Genomic DNA, 22,309 nt, shown 5'->3' with positions numbered 1-22,309 from the left:
TCTACTATATCTTCGTTATAAAATGAAACAATACCTATGGCTATTCTTGAATTTTATGCCTAGATATAGCAAAAAATATTTACTCTTATTTAAACAAAAATTTTATCCATAAATGATATTATTCGTTTTTAGTAGAATATTTTATGTTCTTATCAGGGAACATTAATGATAGTAATACATACAAAACTATGAGTAATGGAATTGCTAGATATTTCAAAAAGATTAGTAGTAGAATACTAGCAAGAATAAACAGATAACGCACTTTATTTTCTCCAAAACTCCAGGTTTTAAATTTAAGAGCAAATAAATGGATTTCGGCGTTAAGCATATAGCAACTAGTAATCGCAATCCCAATTAAAACATATGGATTTGTAAATACCGCTTTCGCGAAAGCGTACTCACCATATATTAAAATTAAAGGTATGCTAATGATAAAAAGTGTATTGGCAGGCGTTGGAAGACCGATAAATGAATTGGTCTGACGGTCATCTACATTAAATTTTGCAAGGCGATACGCAGATGCTAAGGTGATTATAAATCCAATATATGCAATATTAAAATGGTATGCATCTAAAGAAGCTCCCCAAGGGATATCTGTTGCATCTAATAATAACTGATACATAACAACACCTGGCACTACGCCACTAGTGACCATATCAGCAAGCGAATCTAATTGAAGACCAACCTCACTTTGCACCTTTAAAAGGCGTGCAAAAAAACCATCAAAAAAATCAAAAAAGATACCAAGCGCTACAAAAATTGCAACATATTCCATTTGATCATGCACAGCAAATAACATCGCAATACATCCGCTTAAAAGATTACCCATGGTGAGGGCATTAGGTATATATTTTTTGAGTCCCATTCTTAGTATTTCTGTAAAAATAGAAAAGAAAATGAATTATATAATTATATATACAATATCTCGATTAAAATAAAGTTTAGAATATGTAATAAAAAGGGGATATTTGCTCCGTAATTACTGCTTTTGAAAAAGAACATTACCATAATTTTTATACTGCTTACACTTTCTGTAAGCGCACAAGCTGTGCGTAAGTACTCTAATGAGTTCTTAAACATAGGTGTAGATGCTGCTGCCTTAGGAATGAGTAATGCTGTCGTAGCTAGTACTAGTGATGTAAACTCTGGCTACTGGAACCCTGCAGGTCTTATACATCTAGAAGATAATCAAGTATCTATAATGCACGCCTCTTATTTTGCTAATATTGCTAACTATGATTATGTAGCCTTTGCAAAACCTTTAGATGATAAAAGTGCGGTAGGTATTTCTGTAATACGTTTTGGGGTAGATGATATCCTAAATACAACACAACTTATAGACGCCGAAGGAAATATTGATTTTAATAGAATAAGTTTATTTTCTACAGCAGATTGGGCTGTCACCTTTTCGTATGCGCGTGAACTTCCTTTAGATGGACTTGCTATAGGTGCTAATGCAAAAGTAGTACGCCGTGTTATTGGTGATTTTGCTAATAGCTGGGGGTTTGGTATCGATATAGGATTACAATGGAAAAAAGGAAATTGGGATTTTGGATTAATGGCTCGTGATATTACGACTACAGTAAATGCATGGAGTATTGATGAAGAACAATTTGCTACCATTAGTGATGCTGTAGCTGGACAGAATCAAGAACTTCCTGAGAGCACTGAAATTACAATCCCAAAATTACAAGCAGGCTTTGGAAGAACGTGGATACATCACTACGATTATAGTTTTAAAGCAGAAATTGATTTTAACGTTCGTTTTGCACAAACTAATGACATTGTCTCTTCATCGGCAGTGAGTGTTACTCCTGCATTTGGTTTTGAATTTGGATACTCCGAGTTGGTATATGTACGAGCTGGTGTAGGAAACTTTCAAGAAATTACAGAATTAGATAATTCTACTTCTATAGGATTTCAACCTAATATTGGGGTTGGTTTTAAATACAAAGGAATTCATGTGGACTATGCACTTACAGATATTGGTGATCAAAGTGCTGCTATTTATTCGAATGTATTTTCTTTAAAATTAGATTGGGAACTCTTTAGGTAATTATTTTAATAGGGCAATGCCGTATAGGTTGCACCAGACTCTGGTCCTCTTTCATTTGCAGTAGTATTTTTATAATTATGAGGAACAGATATATATGGATATTCCCATCCTCCTCTTGTTACTACAAAATGTAAATGTGGATATCCAGCCAAACCTGTAGCACCACTATATCCTATAAGTTGACCTTGACTTACACTTTGCCCTACAGTTACCGTAGCACCTCCTTGTGTTAAGTGCATGTACTGATCATAGGTATCTCCAGAAAAAACGACGATAACATTATTAGGGAATCCAAAATCTTGTCCTGATTGTTCTATATGTACGACTGTTCCTGCGCGAGATGCTGTAATTTCAGAACCTATACTCATAGCAAAGTCTACTGCAAATTGATCAGGTTGCCCCGGTCCATGATAAGACCCTGTACACTGACTTAAATCTACTCGATACGATTCTCCAACGGGAAAAGGCAATACGTATTCAGACAACATCCAATCTTCATATTCGGCGTTTTGACAAAAAATCACAGAATCACCTACATCACCCACATCAGAAAGATCAGGAGTCACAGATTGCAATTCACTGTCGTCTTTATCACAAGAATAAAACAACACACTAATAAGTACTAAAAGAGAAATAGATTTATACATCGTTTTTTTTATTGCAAAGTATTCAGTACAAAGCAAAAACAACATTAAATCAAGCAAAATCGGATAAAGAATAATTATTTTTAAGTATATTGTTTCTAATGGAAATTTTACGTTACCTCATATTCCTATACTGTATTCTTGGGATATTTGTCGCAGGTGGTCTCTTCTATTCTAAAAAGGTTATTGGCAATATATATATATAGCTGCATATATTATCTGTTTTACTTTAGATCAGTTTAATTTCTTATACTAAACAAGCTTCTTATTAAAAACATACCCTAATTTTTTTCTCGTTCTATATCCAATTTGTTTGTTATTAGGTCCCTTTCTTTGGCTTCACTTTTTTTCAATTGTAAAAGGAAATAGTCTACACATACGGAGTCAATTATTACATTTTATTCCTTTTTTTCTATTCATTCTATTTTTTCTTATTCCACTATATCGATTATCAGGTATAGAACGTATCTCATTTGCTTCAGAAAACTTCATGAATCGTATTATGCCATTAAACTACATTAGAACCTCTCATGTAGTCATATATGGTATTATGATGATCCTAGTACTTATAAAACAAAAGCTTTTACAAAAACACCCAAAAGCTATATATCTACTAGGTATTTCTATTATCTATTTTTTAACAGCAGTCATACAATCTTATTTAACAGCTTTTGCAAACGCATATACAGACTTCGCTATTTATTATTCATTAGCGGCTACTATTGTTTTATTTGCTGGAATTATGCTATATAAATACCCTCATGTTCTGTATGAATTTCAATCAAAATATTTCAGTAACTCGTTAACTAAAAATGATAAAAAGCGTATTGCTAAAAAGTTAGAAAAGTTTAAAAATGAAACTTCATTTTTTTTAAATAATAAAGCTAATCTCACAGAATTGAGTGTTTTAATAGGCGAAAAAAAACATCATTTATCACAAGTATTATCTGAACAGATGAATTCCTCATTTAGTGATTATGTAAATATTACGAGAATACAGTATGCTCAAAATCTACTTTTGAATCCTGCTTATGAAAATGTAAAGATCATTGCTATTGCTTTCGAATCAGGCTTTAATAATAACGTAACTTTCAACAAAGCATTTGTAAAATTTACAGGAAATACGCCACACAAATTTCGAAAAGAAAACAGTATAATTTAGATATACCTCTATAAAAAAACTCCTAGTGTTTAACTAGGAGTTTTTTTGGTTTATGTGTTTCTTTATTCTTGTCGTTATCTTTTCAGTGTAAAGTGTCCTACAAATTCTCTTTGAGTTCCTAGTCCATCTGGTTCTGTATAGTTTACTCTAAACCAATAATCATCTGAGTTCATCGGTTGACCATTAAAGGTACCATCCCACCCTTGACTGGTTGGACTTAGTTGCTTTAACAGCTTCCCATATCTATCAAAGATATAAATCTGAGCATTCAGGTTAGGAGCTACTCCAATTCCTATAATATTCCATGTATCATGGAACCCATCTTGATTCGGTGTAAAGAATCTTGGATAATCGATAATGCCTATCTCTACTTCAGAGATACTACACTCTCCTGTAATTCTTCTTCCAAATACAGTATGTGTTCCTGGAGTTACTCCTGTAAAGATCGTACTAGATTGGAAAGGACCATCATCAATAGCAAACTCATAATCTTCTAGGGTACTATTAAATCCAGATACATTAATCACCTCTACAGTATATACCCCTCCTGGGTTAAATGAACTCTCTAAGACCACTGCTTCAAACACCGGTGCACTAACTGCTACATAGCTTGTATTAGCTACATAGGTACAAGCTGGCTCTCCATTTGGATAACCCGCTGTAATAGTCACCTCATACTCTCCTTGTTGATCTACCAATACAGTCGACTCAAAAGAAACCTCAGTCCCATCTCTTCGCCATATATATGAATACATCACCCCATCTATTGGGTCTTCCACGCTTCCATCTATAATAAATGGATCTAAAGCCTCTCCTGTAATCTCATCCACACATATCTCTCCTCCTTCATCACTTAAATCTGTAAATGGTAATGGGTTGACAAATATCATAAATTCGATAATCGCTGTAGACTCACACATACTGGCGGTATTAATCGCTCGTGCATAAATCGTCTGAGGATCGCTTGTATTTACATATGCCGATGGATTCGGTATTTCATTCTCCATGTTCTGTGCATCTTCTAATGAAGTGTAATACACCACCGATGTCGATGGCTCACCTCCTGTAATCACAGCATTCTGTTGGGTTAAATCAAAGGTAGAAGCATCCTGAACTGGAATCCCGTTGATCCCAGGATCATCAGCACATTGTACAATATCACTCACATCATTGGCCAGTGGACGCGTCTCTACGGTAAAGATCACACTACTCAAGGAAATACATCCCGTAGTTATATTCTCTATTCTAAAGAAAATTTCATCCCCATCTGTTACTGTAAACAATACTGATTGATCTATTGGATTGGCATTATTCTCTGCCTCTACAGCTGTTTCGTGATAGGAGATATTAAAATCAGTAGTCACCTGTGGCGCTAGTAAGAACCCAGCATCATCAGCTAAAGTAGTAAGGTCTACATCCCCCATGGTATCATCTCCATCAAACTCCTCACAGAAGGTATACTCAAAAACAGTATCCTGTGATAAAACAGGTAATGGATTCACCACTACATCAAATGGAACAATTACAAAACAAGCAACACCATCTATAATACTCACGGTACTATCTACACGGGCATATAAGGTTTGACCTCCAGGGGTTGTATTGGTATACAAAATCTCACCGCCACCACCTACTGTGGTAACAACATTAGCTACATTCACTGGTGTCTCCTCTGCATTGGCTAGACTATCAAAAATATTGATATCAACCGTCTCTCCGCCTGTGATAAATGCAACCGTTGATGTAAGATCAAATTCTACAATACCATCAATATCACTACCACTTTGATCATCATCACAAAGCGCTACAGCTTCAGTTGGCGTCTGTGGACTTGGAAGAGGTAATACCTCTAGCTCAAAAGATCCTTGACTTGAACAATCTGGAAGATCAAATGGGCTTACTAAAAATTGAATCGTTTGTGAGTTGATCACATTGGTGTACGCCTCTGGGTTTGCAATCGCAATACCAGCATCTAAATCAGCTTGTGAGGCATAATACACTACATTTAATAAATCATCACCATCGGTAATTAAGTCTTCAAACATTGTTAAATCAAACTCAAAGGTCCCGAGTGGGTCAACATCTACTCCATCATCATTACAAACAGTCATATTAAGATCAGCTCCTGTTGGGTTAATCACCGGAGGAGTCACTACCTCTATATCAAATTCTATAAATGATGGACAGTTATTTGGTGTTCCATCATTAGTTTCTACGCGTACATAGATCGTCTCTATCATACCTGCTACCTGATTCACATACATATCAGGAGTAGGGATCGCATTTACTCCATCGAGTGCATCCATCTCACTGTTGTGATAAGTCACTATAAAATTCCCTTGATCGACTACAGGGATATTTACTAAAATCGCTGGCTCTTGACTAGTTAAATTAAACGTGGCAAATCCATCACTATCCTCATCACATTCACGTAAGTCATCAATCTCTAATGGAAGATCAGGCATTGGGAAGACTAAAAGCTCAAAACTATAAATCTTGGTACATCCTGTAACGGTATTCTCTGCTAGGATGTATAATTCTGCCATTCCTGTGATGTTATCATAAGGAACAGTGATGTCTATCTGCTCAGCCGTATTATCATTCTGTGCATTATCAAAGGTTTCATAAAAACGTAAAACAACGTCCGTTAATCCTGCTAAAATATCATCTGAATACTCTTGAAGATTAAATACCCCAAATCCATCATTGTCATCATCACAGGCAACACTCGCTGGTAATGGCTCTGCGATAAATGGTAATGGGTTTACCACCAAATCAATCGTCGTCTGAGCCATACACATTCCAGCAGCAGTACTACTGATCTGAATGAATATCGTCTGTGGGGTTGTTGTATTTACATACATATCTGGATTAGGAATTGCAAGTCCAGCATCTAAATCTGCTTGTGATTCATAATAGATCACCTCTAGTGTCACATCCCCTGCGGTAATCCCATCATCTAATGAGGTTAAATCAAATAGGGTGATCCCATCAACATCTGTCCCAACATCAACCCCTTCGGTATCACAGGCCTCCAATGTTGCTGGTGGGGCTGTAAAAACAGGAATCGGTGCAATCACAACTTCAAACGGAGCAACAGAGGCACATCCCGTTACATTATCTTCTAAACGAACCCATACTGTAGTACCAGGGGCTACAACTAAATAATTCTCAGGATCACCAATAGGAAGCATATTGTCTTCTGCATTCATCTCTGACTCATGATAGCTCAAGGTGTAAAGTGTAGGATCAAGTAAACCAATAATATTTGCTTCATTATCAGTAAGATCAAAGATTGCTTGATCACTACCATCATTACATAAAGTAAGATCTGGTATCGGTAAAGCGATCTCTGGAATAGGATTTACAACCAAGTCAAGTGTTATAACTCTAAAACATTCTGTGCTTGTGGCTGGATCGGTATCGGTAGCACGTACATAAATCGTAGTGGTGCCACTGTTATAGTTTGCAGGATCTGGAATGGCTGGAGCTCCTAACTCTGCCGCAGCTAAAGTCTCATGGAAACTCAATGAAAAATTAGTCTCTCCATTGATGATGGCTCCAGAAATTTCATCTGAGGTAAGATCAAATACAGCAATCCCATCAAAATCATCATCACACGCTTCTACAGGGGCTATCATCGTTGGGGATGGTAATTGATTAACCACTAAAGTGATGGTAATAACCTCATGACATCCTGTGGCAGCATCTTCCACTCGAACCCAAACCGTTTGAGAAGCTGGATCTACATTCTGATACATATCAGCAAGGCTTGGCATACCAGCATCGGCATCAGCTTCAGTTAAATGATAGCTCACAATCCAATCAGCATTCCCTCCAGTGATCTCATCATCACGACTACGTAAATCAAAAGTAGACAACTCATCGATATCACTACCACTCTCTATATCATCACAAAGTTCAAAAATAGCCGGTTGTACTGGAGTTGGAAGTGGGTTTACCACTAAATTAAGATCTACTTGGGCACTACAGAAGGTAGTCGTACTCTGTGCGATATCTGTCACAACAGCAATTACTGTATTGGTATTACTGGGGTAATTCATTGGATCTCCAATAGGAACATTCGCATCTACAGCAGCTTGATTTACAAACCATGTAACTGTAAAGATTGCGGGATCCAAACCATCTAATATCTGAGCCTCTTGTGTGGTTAAATCAAAGATCGAAAGACCATCGGTATCACTACCACTGGCTATATCATCACAAAGCTCATAGTCATCAGGCATATCATTAGGCATAGGTGTGTTAAGAATCACTAAGTTTAATGGAACTACAGCAAAACAACCTGCAGTATTAAACACACGAGCATATACCGTTTGAAAGAATGGATCATTCACATTAATGTAGGTCATATTATCAATCTCTCCATCTACAGGAGCATTGTTTGCATCGGCTTCGGTAAAATAATACACCACCGTAAGAGTGGCATCTCCACCTGTAATCTCTGCATCTACATCAGATAATGAAAAGGCATCAAATATTCCATCATTATCTATATCACAAACCTCTAAATCTGCAGGAATAGTTGGAACTGGAAGTAAAAATACTTCTACAGCTAATGGCTCGGTTGAAAAACAACCTGTTATATTATTAGTAACTCTAGCAAATACAATCTGTGGGTTTGGTAATGTATTTGTGAAAGCTGTTGGATCTGGAATCGAGGCATCATCGATATTGGCACCTGCTTGAGTAAGGTGATAACTCACCGATACATTTGGATTAAACCCTCCAGTGATTTCAGCATTTTTAACGGTAAGATTTATGATAGTGACTCCATCTGGGGTGCCATCATCATCACAAACCTCTAAAGTCGTAGGAGTTACCGTTGTTGGATTCACGTTGACGATAAGATCAAAGGTAGTACTCGTAGAACATCCAGTAACATCATTTATCACTGTAACTGTAATAGTTTCTAACTCAACAATGCTATTTGCAAGAGGATTTGGTAAAGGGCTTGATAATGGAATACCATTTCCGTCTACGTATTCTACAGAAACTCCTGTCTGAGTACCTATAACCGTTGCTTGAACCATTGATGTATCAAAAAGACCAAAACCATCATCATCACATCCACCTATATTCATTAAATCTGGCAATGCATTTGCTACTGGATTTGGATTTACAATTAGATCAAATGTATTTGTAGACTGACACCCAGTAATTGTATTAGTTAATGTAGCCGTAATTGTTTCTGTAAATAAAACCGTGTTTGATAGTGGATTTGGTAATGGTGTTGGTAACATCACATTATTACCATCTACATAGGTAATCGTAATATCTGTTTGTCCGCCAAGTAATGCAGCTTCTATTCCTGAGGTATCAAAAGATTCAGCAATGCCATCACTAGGGTTAATACCATCATCACAAGCTTCAAGTGCTGCTACTACATTAATAATTGGTAATGGATCTACAGTTATAAAAAAGCTAGTTACAGAAAAACAATCTGTAAAAGTATTATTCTCTACACGTACAAAAATTTCTTCCTGATTTACAACACCATTTGTATACGCAGTGGGATTTGCTATCAAATCTATAGTTCCATCATTAGCACCTATAAGTGACGTATGAAATGTCAACATAAATTGTGTAGGATCTTGCCCATTAAAAATGGTAGCCTCATTTTGTGTTAAATCAAACTGTGCAAAACCATTTGTTGGGTTTCCATCTTGATCATTATCACAGATATTAATATTATCTGGCATCACTGCTTCTGGTGTTTCAAAAACATTAAGATCAAACATAACTGTTCCAAAACAATCCGTTAATCCATTATTTTCGACCCTAACAAATATTGTTGTACCATTTGCAGCATTAAATGCATCTGTTCCCATAAGAACTCCTGTACCATTTTCTGCTTCCATTAAACTTAAATGGAATGTTACTGAAAATTCCATAGGGTCTAAACCATTAAGAATAGTCGGTATCAAAATATCTAAATTGAAATCTTCAGAGCCATCGCCATTCACATCATCACAAGCATTTTGGTCTCCTGGTGAAACAGGTACAGGGACTTCAAAGAATGATACTACCACATCATCTGTAATTGTACAAGTAGGATCTGATGGATCTGTAACTTCTACAGTATATGTGTTACTTCCAGGCGTATCGGCTGTGTATGTAGGATTTGTTTCTCCTACTTCTGGAACTCCATTAAGAAACCACTGATATGTTGCGGCTACACCTACATCACCATTAAGAATTACTGTTGTACCATCGCAAACATCTTGATCGGGTCCTAAATCTGGATTAAAGGGAGCACTCTGTGTTATTTCTACATCATCAGTAAGGATAACCTCATCCCCATTACAGTTGGTATATGTTACACGAGCTGTATAAGTACCACTAGGAACATCTATAGATGCATCTGTTCCAATAACGGCACCTGTATCATCTAACCATTCAAAAACATATGTTTCTAATCCAATAGGTGAAAATTGCCATGCTTCATTGGTGGTTGTCCATGGAGAATCTGACGTATTCCTTCCTGGAGGAACAAAAGCACTATTACCAGCATCATTTTGAATTCCAACAGCTGCTGCTCCACCATTCCAAGCTGTACAAACTGGCTTATCTTGTATATATATTTCTATTACATTAGAAAATTCATAGAATACGGCCATATGTGTTGCCGTGATATTATTACAACTAAAATATGGTACGTTAAAAAAGGAAACTACTAATACTCTATTTGGAAATGTTCCTAAAACTTCATATCCTATTTCCTCAGCATTACCAACAGAAGGGTCTATATCATGAACTGGGGTAAAAATATTTGCTTCCCCTAATGTAGGGTTTGTATTATTAGGTAAATCTTCTGTAAAACCAAAAGCATTTGTAGTATCGCCAGGATCTACATCAAAACGAAGTACACCATTAGAACCTACTTGAAATTGTGTTTCTATATTTCCAAAAAAGCAAAAATCAAAAGGAAGGTTATCTACTCCAGACCATGCATCATCAATATTAGGGTTTAATGCATTTGCTAGACCATCAAATGCAAAAGGAGGATTATAAGGAATAGATGTAACTTCATAGTTTTCACTAATCGTTTCAAATGTTTCTAGAAAATCTGCTGTAATTGTTGCAGTATTACCTGCTCCACAATCTATGTTTTGATCTGGACCTGCATCTACAAATAACGAACCAGGTCCTTGACCATAACTATTTGTAAAACATAAAATTAAGCAAACTAAAATAAGGCCTTCGCGTAGGATTTTCATCATAAATAGGTTTATTAGGGCGAAAAATAGGGATTTTTTGTCAAAATTCTGTTAAAATCGCGCTGCTTTGTATGTCCAAACGTTTAAAAAATAGAATTGGTATGTATGTGTTAAAAAGTTATCTATATAACATATAATGACCAAAAAGTTATTTTTTATCACATTTGCACTAAATCACATGAATAATTTATGAAGTTTCACACACTCTACAGCTTCTTTAACATCGTGAACACGTAGTATAGAAGCTCCATTTTGTAATGCAATCATATGTAGTGCTGTTGTGCCATTTAAAGAAGTGGAAGGATTACCATCTAGTGTTTTATAAATCATCGACTTGCGAGATAATCCTGCTAGTAATGGCACTCCTAATTCTTTTAAAACATCCATCTCCTTAAGGAGTTTAAAATTCTGTTCTATTGTTTTGGCAAAACCAAAACCTGGATCAATAATTAAATCATGAATTTTACAATGCCTCGCACATGCCAATCGTTCACTAAAATAGAGAGATAATTCCTTTATAATATCCTCATAACCAGTTAAGGTCTTCATAGTTTGAGGTGTGCCGCGCATATGCATTAATACATAAGGGACTCTTAACTCTCCCACTACATTCATCATATTCTTATCTAGCATTCCTGCACTTATATCGTTTACCATACAAGCACCTGCATGAATAGCCTTTTTCGCAACATTTGATCGAAATGTATCTACAGAAATTAAAGCTTCTGGATAGTTTGTTAGCACTTCTTGTAGTATCGGTATTAATCGTCTTTCTTCTTCTTCTATACTAATATCGGTAGCATCAGGTCTAGAGCTATAAGCGCCCATATCTATAAAAGTTGTACCCTCTTCTAGCATTTTTCCCACCTGCAAAAGCACTGCATCTATATCTTTATACTTCCCACCATCGTAAAAGGAATCTGGTGTAAGATTTACAATACCCATTACCTTAGGGATAGACAGATCAATTAGTTTTCCTTTACAATTTATATACATAGATCAACTACAATACGTATTTTTACAACACCTTGATTATAGGGTTGTGAATACTTGTTTGAAACAAACTTACAACCCCATTTTTTATATTACGAATTTTAAGCGAAATTTACGCAAATTCTATATCCATTTATGAGTAATACCTCAACACAGTACGATAACGCCATTACAAAATGTCGAAATCTCTATATAAATAAAATGAAAGATTATGGAAGTGCGTGGCGTATTTTACGACTACCATCACTTACAGATCAGATTTTTATTAAAGCACAGCGTATTCGTGGTTTGCAAGAAAACGAAGTGCAAAAAGTAGATGAAGGACAGGTTTCAGAATTTATTGGTATTATCAATTATTCTGTCATGGCACTTATCCAGTTAGACATGGGAGTCGTAGAGCAACCCGATCTTGAGTTGAAAGAAGCTATTAAAGCATATGACCAAAAAGTGGCTATCACAAAATCCCTGATGGAAGATAAGAATCATGATTATGGAGAAGCATGGAGAGATATGAGGGTGAGTTCGCTCACAGATCTTATTCTTCAAAAATTATTACGCGTTAAACAAATAGAAGACAATCAAGGTAAAACATTAGTTTCAGAAGGAATTGATGCCAATTATCAAGATATGATTAATTATGCAGTGTTTGCTTTAATTCATTTGGAAGGATAGCTATCAAATACTTTGTAATTTAATAATCATCCGCTTTCGCGAAAGCGTATAAAACAGTCATAAAAATGAAACCATTAGTAGACATAGCACGTTTTTTAGTAGGCGCCCTTTTTATTTTTAGCGGATTTATAAAACTAAATGACCCTTTAGGGTTTTCATATAAACTTCAAGAATATTTTGCTCCTGAAGTCTTAAACTTAGAGTTTTTATCTCCTTATGCACTTCTTATCTCTATAATCCTTGTGATTGTAGAAGTAGTATTAGGTATTGCATTACTTATAGGGTACCGTAAAAAGATAACCTTATGGCTACTATTGGCCATGATTGTATTTTTCACGTTTCTTACTTTCTACTCAGCCTATTTTAATAAAGTAACAGATTGTGGATGCTTTGGAGATGCTATCCCACTAGTTCCTTGGGAATCATTCATAAAAGATCTTATACTTTTAGTATTTATTTTATTCTTATTAGTGTTCCAGAAACATATACAGCCTATCTTTAAAAATAATATTATACAAAATAGTATTGTATTTTTATCTTTTGCTGCGTGTATGTGTTTTGGATATTATGTATTAATGCATTTGCCTTGGTTAGATTTTAGAGCGTATAAAGAGGGTTCTAATATTGCCGAGAATATGGAGATTCCTGAAGGTGCTCCTGAGGCAGTCTTTGACTATCATTGGAAATTTAATATCAATGGAAAAGAAAAGATAGTAACTACCTCTGGTGGATATCCTCAAGTAGATGGAGAATTTATAGGGTATGAAACAGAACTCGTACAGGAAGGCTACACGCCTCCAGTGCATGATTTCACTATAGAAAAAGGGGATCAAAACTTTACAACAACGTTCTTAGAAAAAGAGAATCTTATCGTTATTGTTGCTTATAATATTGACAAAACAGAACGAGAAGGGTATTATAACATTAAGAAAGTAACAGAAGAAGCCATTCGAAAAGGATATACTGTTATTGGACTTACTTCCTCAAGTCCAAGTGTGCATGAAGCGTTTGTGAGAGATTATAAACTTCCATTTGACTTTTATTATACAGATGAGACAACATTAAAAACGATTGTTCGTGCAAGTCCGGGAATTGTAAGTATGAACAAAGCCACTATTCTTCAGAAGCTGCATTATAATGATGCTGAAGACCTTATTTTAAATTCATTACCTACTGCCAAACCTGACTTAAATTTCAATTTAAAATTTCAATTAGATAGTATTGCTGTATTAGACCAGAAGTATCGTAAACTTATGCAAGTTCCTGAAGGTCCAGAACGGAAAGCTCTTGGTGAATCTATGGGATTAGATTATGCTGATTATTCTGGTGATTTATGGAAACGTCAAATTGCTTTGGATACGAGTAATCTTAAAAAAATAGAATCTATTTTAAAAAAAGGAATATATCCTGGTAAATCTTTAGTAGGTACTCCTACCAATACAGCTGCTTGGTCTGTAATTCAACATTCTAACAAGATTCCTGAGTATCTTGATCTAATGAAAAAAGCCGGAAAAGCTGGCGAACTTCCATTTGCTTTAGTTGCTATGATGGAAGACAGGTATTTAATGGGTGAAGGCAAACATCAAATATATGGCTCTCAAGGAATGACCTATAATAATGGAACGCCTTTTATCTGGCCTATAGAAAACCCAGAAGAAGTAAATAAACGTAGAGAAGAAGCTGGTTTTACGACTACTGTAGAAGTATATGCGAAGAGTCTTTTTGGAGAAGATTTTGAATATAAAAACATCACTCTTGAAGAAGCAGAAGCACTAAGACTTGCTTCTATTAAAGACCACGAATGATCTCATACATTATAAAAAAATTAGGATATGCCATAGGAACACTCATAGGAGTAGTTACTGTCATATTTCTTTTATTTAATGTATTACCAGGAGATCCTGCACGTATGATGCTTGATCAAAATGAAGATCCAGAGCAACTTGCCATTGTAAGGGCTAAGTATGGTTTTGACAAGCCACTATACAAGCAGTATTTATACTATATCAACGACCTCTCACCTATATCTTTTCACGCAAGTGAACAACATAATTACACCCATTTAAGTACCGGAAAATATAATGCTATTTCTTTATTTTCTATAGCTGAAACAACGGTAGCGCTAAAAACACCTTATTTACGCGAAAGTTTTCAAAAGACAGGAAAACGTGTTACCGAAGTAATTGGAGAAACCTTACCTAATACGTTTGTATTAGCTATAAGTGCCATTAGTATTGCCATCATTCTAGGGATCTTATTTGGCATTATCTCAGCGCAGATGCGAGATACTTGGGTGGATAGAACCATTCAAATTATAAGTACGCTAGGGATGAGTGTTCCTAGTTTTTTTAGTGCCATTCTATTTGCATGGCTTTTTGGTTTTGTACTTCATAAGTATACCAATTTGAATATGACAGGAAGCCTTTATGCTATGGATGATTTTGGGGAGCATATCACGATACAATGGAAAAATTTGATCCTTCCTGCTTTTGTATTAGGAATACGACCGCTTGCTGTGGTGATACAACTCATGCGTAATTCTTTATTAGAAGTATATAATCAAGAATACATTCGAACGGCCAAGGCTAAAGGATTAAGTAACTTTCAAATTATACGAAAACATGCTTTAAAAAATGCATTGAATCCAGTAGTTACTGCTGTTTCAGGTTGGTTTGCATCTATGCTTGCTGGAGCGGTATTTGTAGAATATATTTTTGGTTGGAATGGATTAGGAAAAGAAATTGTAGATGCACTTAATACGTTAGACTTACCTATTATTATGGGTGCTGTAATTGTGATTGCTACACTATTTATTGTTATTAATATTTTTGTAGACCTGATTTATGGATGGTTAGACCCAAAAATACGTTTGTCATAATTGCAAACTCATTTCACATTAGCGTATGAAAATGTTTATTAAATTCTTCTTTTCTATTCTTATATTTGACTTAGTGATTTCTTTTATTGCTAATCTCACATACCAAATATCATCTAATACGCTTATTGTTTCTATTTTAAACTTTATTACTTCTATCCCATTATATTTTATAAGTAAAGATTACCCATACTATGTTAATGGTTCCTCTTCATTTATAGGTATATTAATATTAGTTAACACACTTTTACAGACAACAGCCATCTATATTCTTTGGAGGGTCTTTAAATTATCCAGACGCTAATTACTTTTTTCTCTTTTGTTACATTTTATGCAATGAAATACAGAAAAACATCTTTTTTTTCACGTATCAATAGCTGCAAGTCTTCCCTATTGAGACATTCACAATAATACATTTCTTCTTCTATTTTATAAGAAGATTATCAATCTTATTGATATTTTTGTACTTGAAGATAAAAAATCTTCAACCAAGGACCCCGCTGAAAAAGCGGGGTTAGTTCAACTAACTATTTTGAATACGTTGTTATACAACTTTTCAAAATAGTGTTTCACTAATAAAAACACATCTTACATGTCTAGAAAACATATTGTCGCTGGAAACTGGAAAATGAATAAAAATCTTTCTGAAACGCAAGCTTTACTGACTGCGCTTAAAGAAAAGAAAAACACAGGAGATGCTCAAGTAATTGTAGCCCCTACATCCATTAATTTACATGCGGCTGTGACTACATTACAAGACAGTGAGATACAAGTAGCAGCTCAAAATATGCATCAAGCAGAAAGTGGCGCATACACTGGTGAAATATCAGCTAGTATGATTGATAGCATTGGTGTAAACACAGTCATTTTAGGACATAGTGAGCGTCGTGCTTACTTCCATGAAGATGATGCATTACTTACTCAAAAAGTCACAACGGCCATAGCGCATGGATTTACTGTTATTTTTTGTTTTGGAGAAGAACTGGAAGATCGTAAATCTGGAAAGCATTTTGATGTGGTAGAAAGCCAACTTAAAAATGCAATTTTTCACCTTACTTCGGCACAATGGTCACATATCGTATTAGCATATGAACCTGTTTGGGCTATAGGAACTGGAGAGACAGCATCTCCAGAACAAGCACAAGAAATGCATGCATTTATACGAAAAACAGTAAAAGATTCTTATGATGCAACGACTGCAGATCAAGTCTCTATATTATATGGAGGTTCTGTAAAACCAGGAAATGCAAAAGAAATTTTCTCAAAGCCAGATGTTGATGGTGGCCTTATTGGTGGTGCTTCTTTAAAAGCAGATGACTTTTTTGAAATCGTAAATGCTTTCTAGTAAACTCCCTTGAGATACGTCTATAACAACCCGTTGTGCATTTAGATGTTCATCACTCTAATTTTCTAGTGAAATTTTTAGTTTTTACCTCAATCCTAAAGGAAGAACTAAAAATTTCGTCGATATTCCCTTTAGGGTTAGGGAAAAAATCGATGAAATTACTCAAAATGCACAATAGGTCATAATACATTTATACGAAACTGAATTCTAATTTCGAGCCAGACATCGGATTTTTCAGCCTTTTGTCGGTGCCAATAAAGCACTTACATATATTTTAAAGCAACTTTCATAGTATTTTTATACCTTAGGTCTATAACTATAGACTATGAAATGAGCATAAACAAAATTAATTTTTTGCTTGCCTATCGAAACAATTAAATTTTTTATGCGAAAGCAAAGCGGTTGATCTAAGCAGAAAATTTTTATTTACTTCATTTCTAATAAAAATTTTTAAATAGATGAAAGTTTCTTATTTACTCCTTTTTCTTTGTATTAGCATTTGCTTCTCTTGCCAAGCGCAACAAGTAATTACCAATACAGATGGTTCTCTTACACTTCTTGAAAATACTAAAGAGCAAAATGCTGTATATATCACAAAAGATGGATATGTAGGAATTGGCAAAAAAGATCCAACAGATAAACTGGAAGTAAATGGACAAATCCATGCTAAATCTGCAAAACTAGATCTTAAAGAATGGGCAGATTATGTGTTTGAAGATGGATATGATTTAATGCGCTTACGCGAAATAGAAAAATACATCAATACCTATGGCCACTTACCTGAAGTTCCTACTACGGAAGAAGTTCAAAAAAATGGTATTGAATTAGGACAGATGAATACATTACTTCTAAAAAAAATAGAAGAACTCACCTTACATCTTATTGAAAAAGAACATCAAGTTGAAAAACTACAAGAACAATATGATGATCTTCAACAGCAAATCAAGCATATTCAAGAAGTTATAAAAGGATAAGCTTGTGAAAACTATATACCTTTATATCATTTTTGGAATACTATGCTCCTCGGCTATCTATGCGCAAGAAGATCGTTTTTACATCCGAGCTATAGATGAAGATATTGAAATACCTGTTGTTACAAAAGATTCTATTGTGTCCTATACAGGAGATCATCAAAAACTAAAATCTCTTTTTAAAAAATACCAAGTGAAAGTATTTAGAAAAGGGTTTAAATATGCAGATCGAGATAAGTTAAAGCGCACATATTTTGTCATTGCCACTAGTCCTAATTTCCAGAAAGCATTATTAGAAGAGGTGTCAGACATTTTTGAATTTGGCGAAAGCCTATTACCAGAAACCATAAAGATATATGAACCTAACGATTATGGAACAACAAGTACAACAGGAAGTAATCAAGGAATACAGGCGTATTTAGATTATTATGACTTTCTAGGCGTTCCTGAAGCGTGGTATTACACAACGGGTAGTAGAGATATCATTGTAGGTATTTCTGATGGATATGTTGATCCCGAAAACCCAGAGTTTAAAGGAAAAATTAAAGTGTTTAAAAAAAGCTCCTATTCTAAAGGTCATGGAATTGCTATCGCAGAAACTGCCGTTGGGCAAGGAGATAATGGTTATGGCAGTACGGGAATCTGCTACAATTGTAGTGTTTATACAACTACATATGGAGATTTTAAATTTTTAAATCAATTATTAGAATTATCTAGAGCAGGCGCAAAAGTAATTAATTGTAGTTGGGGTAGTACTCGTTATTATGAAACAGCCCAAGAAGCCATTAATGAGATGAGAGATAACGGTACTGTGATTGTTTCTGTACCGCATAATGCATCATTTAACAAAACGAAAGGAAAAGCTCCTAGATACCCAGGCGCTTATGAACATGTTATTTCTGTGGGAAGCATACAGCATAGATTTGATGATATCACAGAAACATTACATACCAGTGAAAAAGGAAATACATATGCGATAGGTTTAAAATATTATGTGGGAAGAACTGTAGGTTTTAAAAAAAATGACATCAATGGAGAGCAATTTATTTTTCAAGCTTCTACAAATAATCTAGACCCACAGGTAGATATTCTCGCACCTGGCAACTTTATATTTAGATATAATAAGTATTTAGAAGATGGGGAAATTCTATATAACAAAGTTGAAAAAACATCCCCCGCTGCTCCATTAGTAACTGGGACTATAGGGCTTATGTTTTCTATTAACCCTTGTTTATCTGTAGATGAAGTGAATAGCATTATAAAATTAACAGCAACCAATATAGATCACATAAAAGCAAATGCCCCATTTAAAGGAATGTATGGTGCTGGTAGTTTACATACTGGCCGTGCAGTAAAAATGAGTTATAACATGTTACAACTAGAATTATATACTGTTATTGAAAATCAAAACTTTAGTCGTTGGAACTTTAAACTACAAGCTCCTTATAAATTAAAAATCAAAAATCAAAAATTCACGGATAGTGTTTCTGTAGATTTTACTGCAAAAAATGAAATCTTAATTGAAAATGAAACTGTACTTTTGCCGGACGAAAATGGAGAAATTTTACTAAAAATTGATTCAAACACGTCTTATAACTGCAAAGAAATTAAAGAATGACACCCATATATCTAGGATATACGTTTACAATACAACCTACTGTTCCTGCTACCGAAATTTTAATAGCTGAATTAGGCTATGCTGGTTTTGAAAGTTTTACAGAAACCGAAACGGGCGTAATTGCCTATATTCAAAAAGAAGAAGCTTTTCCGAATAATACACCTTTAGATTTTGAACATTTACTCACTGATATTCAAATTTTAAAATCTGACGAATTTGAAATTTCATATACTGCTCAAGAAATTGAACAGGTAAATTGGAATGAAGAATGGGAAAAAAACTTCGACCCTATTGAAGTAGATGGACGCTGTGCTGTACGCGCTCCTTTTCATGAAAAAACAGACGTAGAGTTTGATATTGTTATTGAGCCAAAAATGTCATTTGGCACAGGTCATCATGAGACTACTCATATGATGATAAAGCATCTTTTAAAACTTGATATCACAGATAAAAAGACCTTGGATATGGGTTGTGGTACTGGAGTACTTGCCATCCTAGCCGAAATGAAAGGGGCTCATCCTATAGATGCTATTGATATTGATAATTGGTGTTATCTTAATTCTATAGAAAATGCAGAGAGAAATAACCGTAAGCATATAACAGTATATGAAGGCGATGCCTCTTTACTGAAAGACAAAGCCTATGATTTAGTAATTGCTAATATTAACAGGAACATCTTATTACAAGACATTGCTACATATGCTGCTTGTCTTTCTTCGGGTGGTATTTTACTGTTAAGTGGTTTTTATACTGAAGACATTGCTTTAATTACAGAAAAATGCAATGAAAACGGACTTTATTTCGTTGGTAACTATGAACGTAATAATTGGGTAGCTTGTAAATTTGAAAAAAGAACTTCTTAAATTTTATGTTATAAAACATTACTATTATAAGTAATAAGCAATTTATTTTGTAAATTTCTATTCAAAAAGTTTACTCTCATGAGTACAAAAGAAAAATACCAAGAAGACGTAGACGTCCTCACAGAAGAACAAAAGCAGCATGAGATTGTATTATACAATGATGAAGTAAATACATTTGATCATGTTATTAACTGTCTTATAGGAGCTTGCGACCATACGGAAGAACAAGCACACCAATGCTCCTTAATTGTACATTACAAAGGAAAATGTACTGTAAAAACAGGAGACTATGATGATCTTAAACCAAGATGTTCTAAACTTTTACAGGCTGGTTTAAGCGCTGAAATCGTATGATTAGTAAGCTTTCTACAAATACTTAGACATATCATTTAATTTTAATCTAAAAACTATTGTGCTCCCGTAGCGCTTTTGTTACTTTTGCACAGCATAAATAAAGCACCATATAAAAAGGTATTATGAATCTACACGAGTATCAAGGAAAAGAAATGTTAGCTAGTTTTGGCGTACGTATCCAAAGAGGTATTGTTGCCACTACACCTGCAGAGGCTGTTGCTGCTGCAAAAAAACTTACTGAAGAAACTGGAACAGGTTGGCACGTTATAAAAGCACAAGTTCACGCCGGTGGCCGTGGTAAAGGTGGTGGTGTAAAACTTGCCAAAAGTCTTGAACAAGTAGAAGAAATTGCTGGTCAAATCATAGGAATGAATCTTGTGACTCCGCAAACAAGTGCAGAAGGAAAAAAAGTACACCAAGTACTAATTGCTGAAGATGTATACTATCCAGGAGATAATGAACCAGAAGAATATTATATGTCTGTCCTTTTAAATAGAAGTACAGGTCGTAATATGATTATGTATTCTACAGAAGGTGGTATGGATATAGAAACGGTTGCAGAAGAGACACCGCATCTTATCTTTACTGAAGAAATAAATCCTGCTACAGGATTATTACCATTTCAAACCCGTAAAATTGCTTTCAATTTAGGATTAAGTGGTACTGCTTTTAAAGAAATGACAAAATTTGTTGCTTCTTTATATAAGGCATATGTTTCTACAGATAGTTCATTATTTGAAATCAACCCTGTTCTTAAAACGAGTGATGATAAAATAATGGCTGTCGATTCTAAAGTATCTTTAGATGAAAATGCACTTTTCCGTCATAAAGATCTTGCAGCATTACGTGATGAGCGTGAAGAAAATGCAGTAGAAGTAGAAGCTAAAGCTGTAGGTCTTAACTATGTTGATTTAGATGGAAATGTAGGATGTATGGTAAACGGAGCCGGACTTGCTATGGCAACAATGGATCTTATCAAACAAGCTGGAGGAGAGCCTGCAAACTTCCTTGACGTAGGAGGTACTGCAGATGCAGAACGTGTTGAAATAGCATTTGATCTAATCCTTAAAGATCCAAACGTAAAAGCAATTCTTGTAAATATATTTGGAGGTATTGTACGTTGTGATCGTGTTGCGCAAGGTATTGTAGATGCATACAAAAACATGGGGAATATAGAAGTACCTATCATTGTTCGTTTACAAGGAACAAATGCAGATATTGCAAAAGAATTAATAGATAATAGTGGTCTTGATGTACAAAGTGCTGTAGAATTCCAAGAGGCTGCAGATAAAGTTCAGGCGGTTTTAGCATAAACTACCTTAACAATAAGAATAAAAGCTCTTTTAGCGTAATACGTTGAAAGAGCTTTTTGTTTTTAAGCATTTTAGTATCAATCATATAACTATTTATGTATTCTTTTAAAAAGATGCTTTATACGCTTTCGCGAAAGCGTTATTAAACAATTACCCGAACGTTAACCACCGTTAATAATCGTTAAACAATGGTTAAACTACG

General features: G+C 34.8%; 15 protein-coding genes. 11 read left to right on the top strand and 4 right to left on the bottom strand.

The genetic code is table 11. From position 1 onward, the window contains the following. Positions 1 to 118 precede the first annotated feature (118 nt). Positions 119 to 865, bottom strand: a complete 747-nt coding sequence (locus Q1A60_RS19035) for a CDP-alcohol phosphatidyltransferase family protein (RefSeq protein ID WP_299769977.1) — start codon at positions 863 to 865, stop codon at positions 119 to 121. A gap of 123 nt (positions 866 to 988) precedes the next feature. Between Q1A60_RS19035 and Q1A60_RS19030 the strand changes: the two genes are divergently transcribed. Next, entirely contained in the window at positions 989 to 2,056 is a 1,068-nt protein-coding gene (locus Q1A60_RS19030) for a PorV/PorQ family protein (RefSeq protein ID WP_299769984.1), read from the top strand. A gap of 5 nt (positions 2,057 to 2,061) precedes the next feature. Here the strand turns inward: Q1A60_RS19030 and Q1A60_RS19025 are convergent, their stop codons facing one another. Continuing rightward, positions 2,062 to 2,703, bottom strand: coding sequence for a M23 family metallopeptidase (locus tag Q1A60_RS19025; protein WP_299769987.1), 642 nt, complete (start codon positions 2,701 to 2,703; stop codon positions 2,062 to 2,064). Positions 2,704 to 3,202: 499 nt separating this feature from the next. On the opposite strand from Q1A60_RS19025, the gene Q1A60_RS19020 reads away from it, so the two are divergent. Further along, positions 3,203 to 3,862: a helix-turn-helix domain-containing protein gene (locus tag Q1A60_RS19020; protein WP_299769990.1), complete on the top strand. Its 660-nt coding sequence runs from the start codon at positions 3,203 to 3,205 to the stop codon at positions 3,860 to 3,862. A 74-nt stretch (positions 3,863 to 3,936) separates the two neighbouring features. On the opposite strand, the gene Q1A60_RS19015 is transcribed toward Q1A60_RS19020, so the two are convergent. Next, positions 3,937 to 11,106, bottom strand: a complete 7,170-nt coding sequence (locus Q1A60_RS19015) for a T9SS type B sorting domain-containing protein (protein ID WP_300008222.1) — start codon at positions 11,104 to 11,106, stop codon at positions 3,937 to 3,939. Between the two features lie 171 nt (positions 11,107 to 11,277). Beyond that, complete coding sequence (gene folP / locus Q1A60_RS19010; RefSeq protein WP_299768911.1) at positions 11,278 to 12,099, bottom strand: dihydropteroate synthase; 822 nt, start codon at positions 12,097 to 12,099, stop codon at positions 11,278 to 11,280. A gap of 132 nt (positions 12,100 to 12,231) precedes the next feature. On the opposite strand from folP, the gene Q1A60_RS19005 reads away from it, so the two are divergent. From Q1A60_RS19005 to sucC, 9 genes are all read left to right on the top strand, one after another. Continuing rightward, positions 12,232 to 12,768: a DUF1599 domain-containing protein gene (locus Q1A60_RS19005; RefSeq protein WP_299768909.1), complete on the top strand. Its 537-nt coding sequence runs from the start codon at positions 12,232 to 12,234 to the stop codon at positions 12,766 to 12,768. A 65-nt stretch (positions 12,769 to 12,833) separates the two neighbouring features. After that, positions 12,834 to 14,573, top strand: coding sequence for a BT_3928 family protein (locus Q1A60_RS19000; RefSeq protein ID WP_299768906.1), 1,740 nt, complete (start codon positions 12,834 to 12,836; stop codon positions 14,571 to 14,573). After that, positions 14,570 to 15,646: an ABC transporter permease gene (locus Q1A60_RS18995; protein ID WP_299768903.1), complete on the top strand. Its 1,077-nt coding sequence runs from the start codon at positions 14,570 to 14,572 to the stop codon at positions 15,644 to 15,646. Before Q1A60_RS19000 ends, Q1A60_RS18995 begins: the two co-directional genes overlap by 4 nt. A 589-nt stretch (positions 15,647 to 16,235) precedes the next feature. Further along, positions 16,236 to 16,988: a triose-phosphate isomerase gene (gene tpiA / locus Q1A60_RS18990; protein ID WP_299768900.1), complete on the top strand. Its 753-nt coding sequence runs from the start codon at positions 16,236 to 16,238 to the stop codon at positions 16,986 to 16,988. A 458-nt stretch (positions 16,989 to 17,446) separates the two neighbouring features. After that, positions 17,447 to 17,962: a hypothetical protein gene (locus tag Q1A60_RS18985; protein ID WP_299768897.1), complete on the top strand. Its 516-nt coding sequence runs from the start codon at positions 17,447 to 17,449 to the stop codon at positions 17,960 to 17,962. Positions 17,963 to 17,966: 4 nt separating this feature from the next. Beyond that, positions 17,967 to 19,577: a S8/S53 family peptidase gene (locus tag Q1A60_RS18980; protein ID WP_299768893.1), complete on the top strand. Its 1,611-nt coding sequence runs from the start codon at positions 17,967 to 17,969 to the stop codon at positions 19,575 to 19,577. Next, positions 19,574 to 20,440, top strand: a complete 867-nt coding sequence (gene prmA, locus Q1A60_RS18975) for a 50S ribosomal protein L11 methyltransferase (protein ID WP_299768890.1) — start codon at positions 19,574 to 19,576, stop codon at positions 20,438 to 20,440. The genes Q1A60_RS18980 and prmA overlap by 4 nt, the downstream gene beginning before the upstream one ends. A gap of 78 nt (positions 20,441 to 20,518) precedes the next feature. Beyond that, positions 20,519 to 20,794, top strand: coding sequence for an ATP-dependent Clp protease adaptor ClpS (locus Q1A60_RS18970; protein WP_299768887.1), 276 nt, complete (start codon positions 20,519 to 20,521; stop codon positions 20,792 to 20,794). Positions 20,795 to 20,916: 122 nt separating this feature from the next. Then, positions 20,917 to 22,107 carry an ADP-forming succinate--CoA ligase subunit beta gene (gene sucC / locus Q1A60_RS18965; protein ID WP_299768885.1) on the top strand — a complete coding sequence of 397 codons (1,191 nt, stop codon included), beginning with the start codon at positions 20,917 to 20,919 and terminating at the stop codon, positions 22,105 to 22,107. Positions 22,108 to 22,309: the final 202 nt, after the last annotated feature.

The organism is uncultured Dokdonia sp. (assembly GCF_947492535.1).
Classification (GTDB): Bacteria; Bacteroidota; Bacteroidia; order Flavobacteriales; family Flavobacteriaceae; genus Dokdonia.
This window is presented reverse-complemented; position numbering and strand designations above follow the sequence as displayed.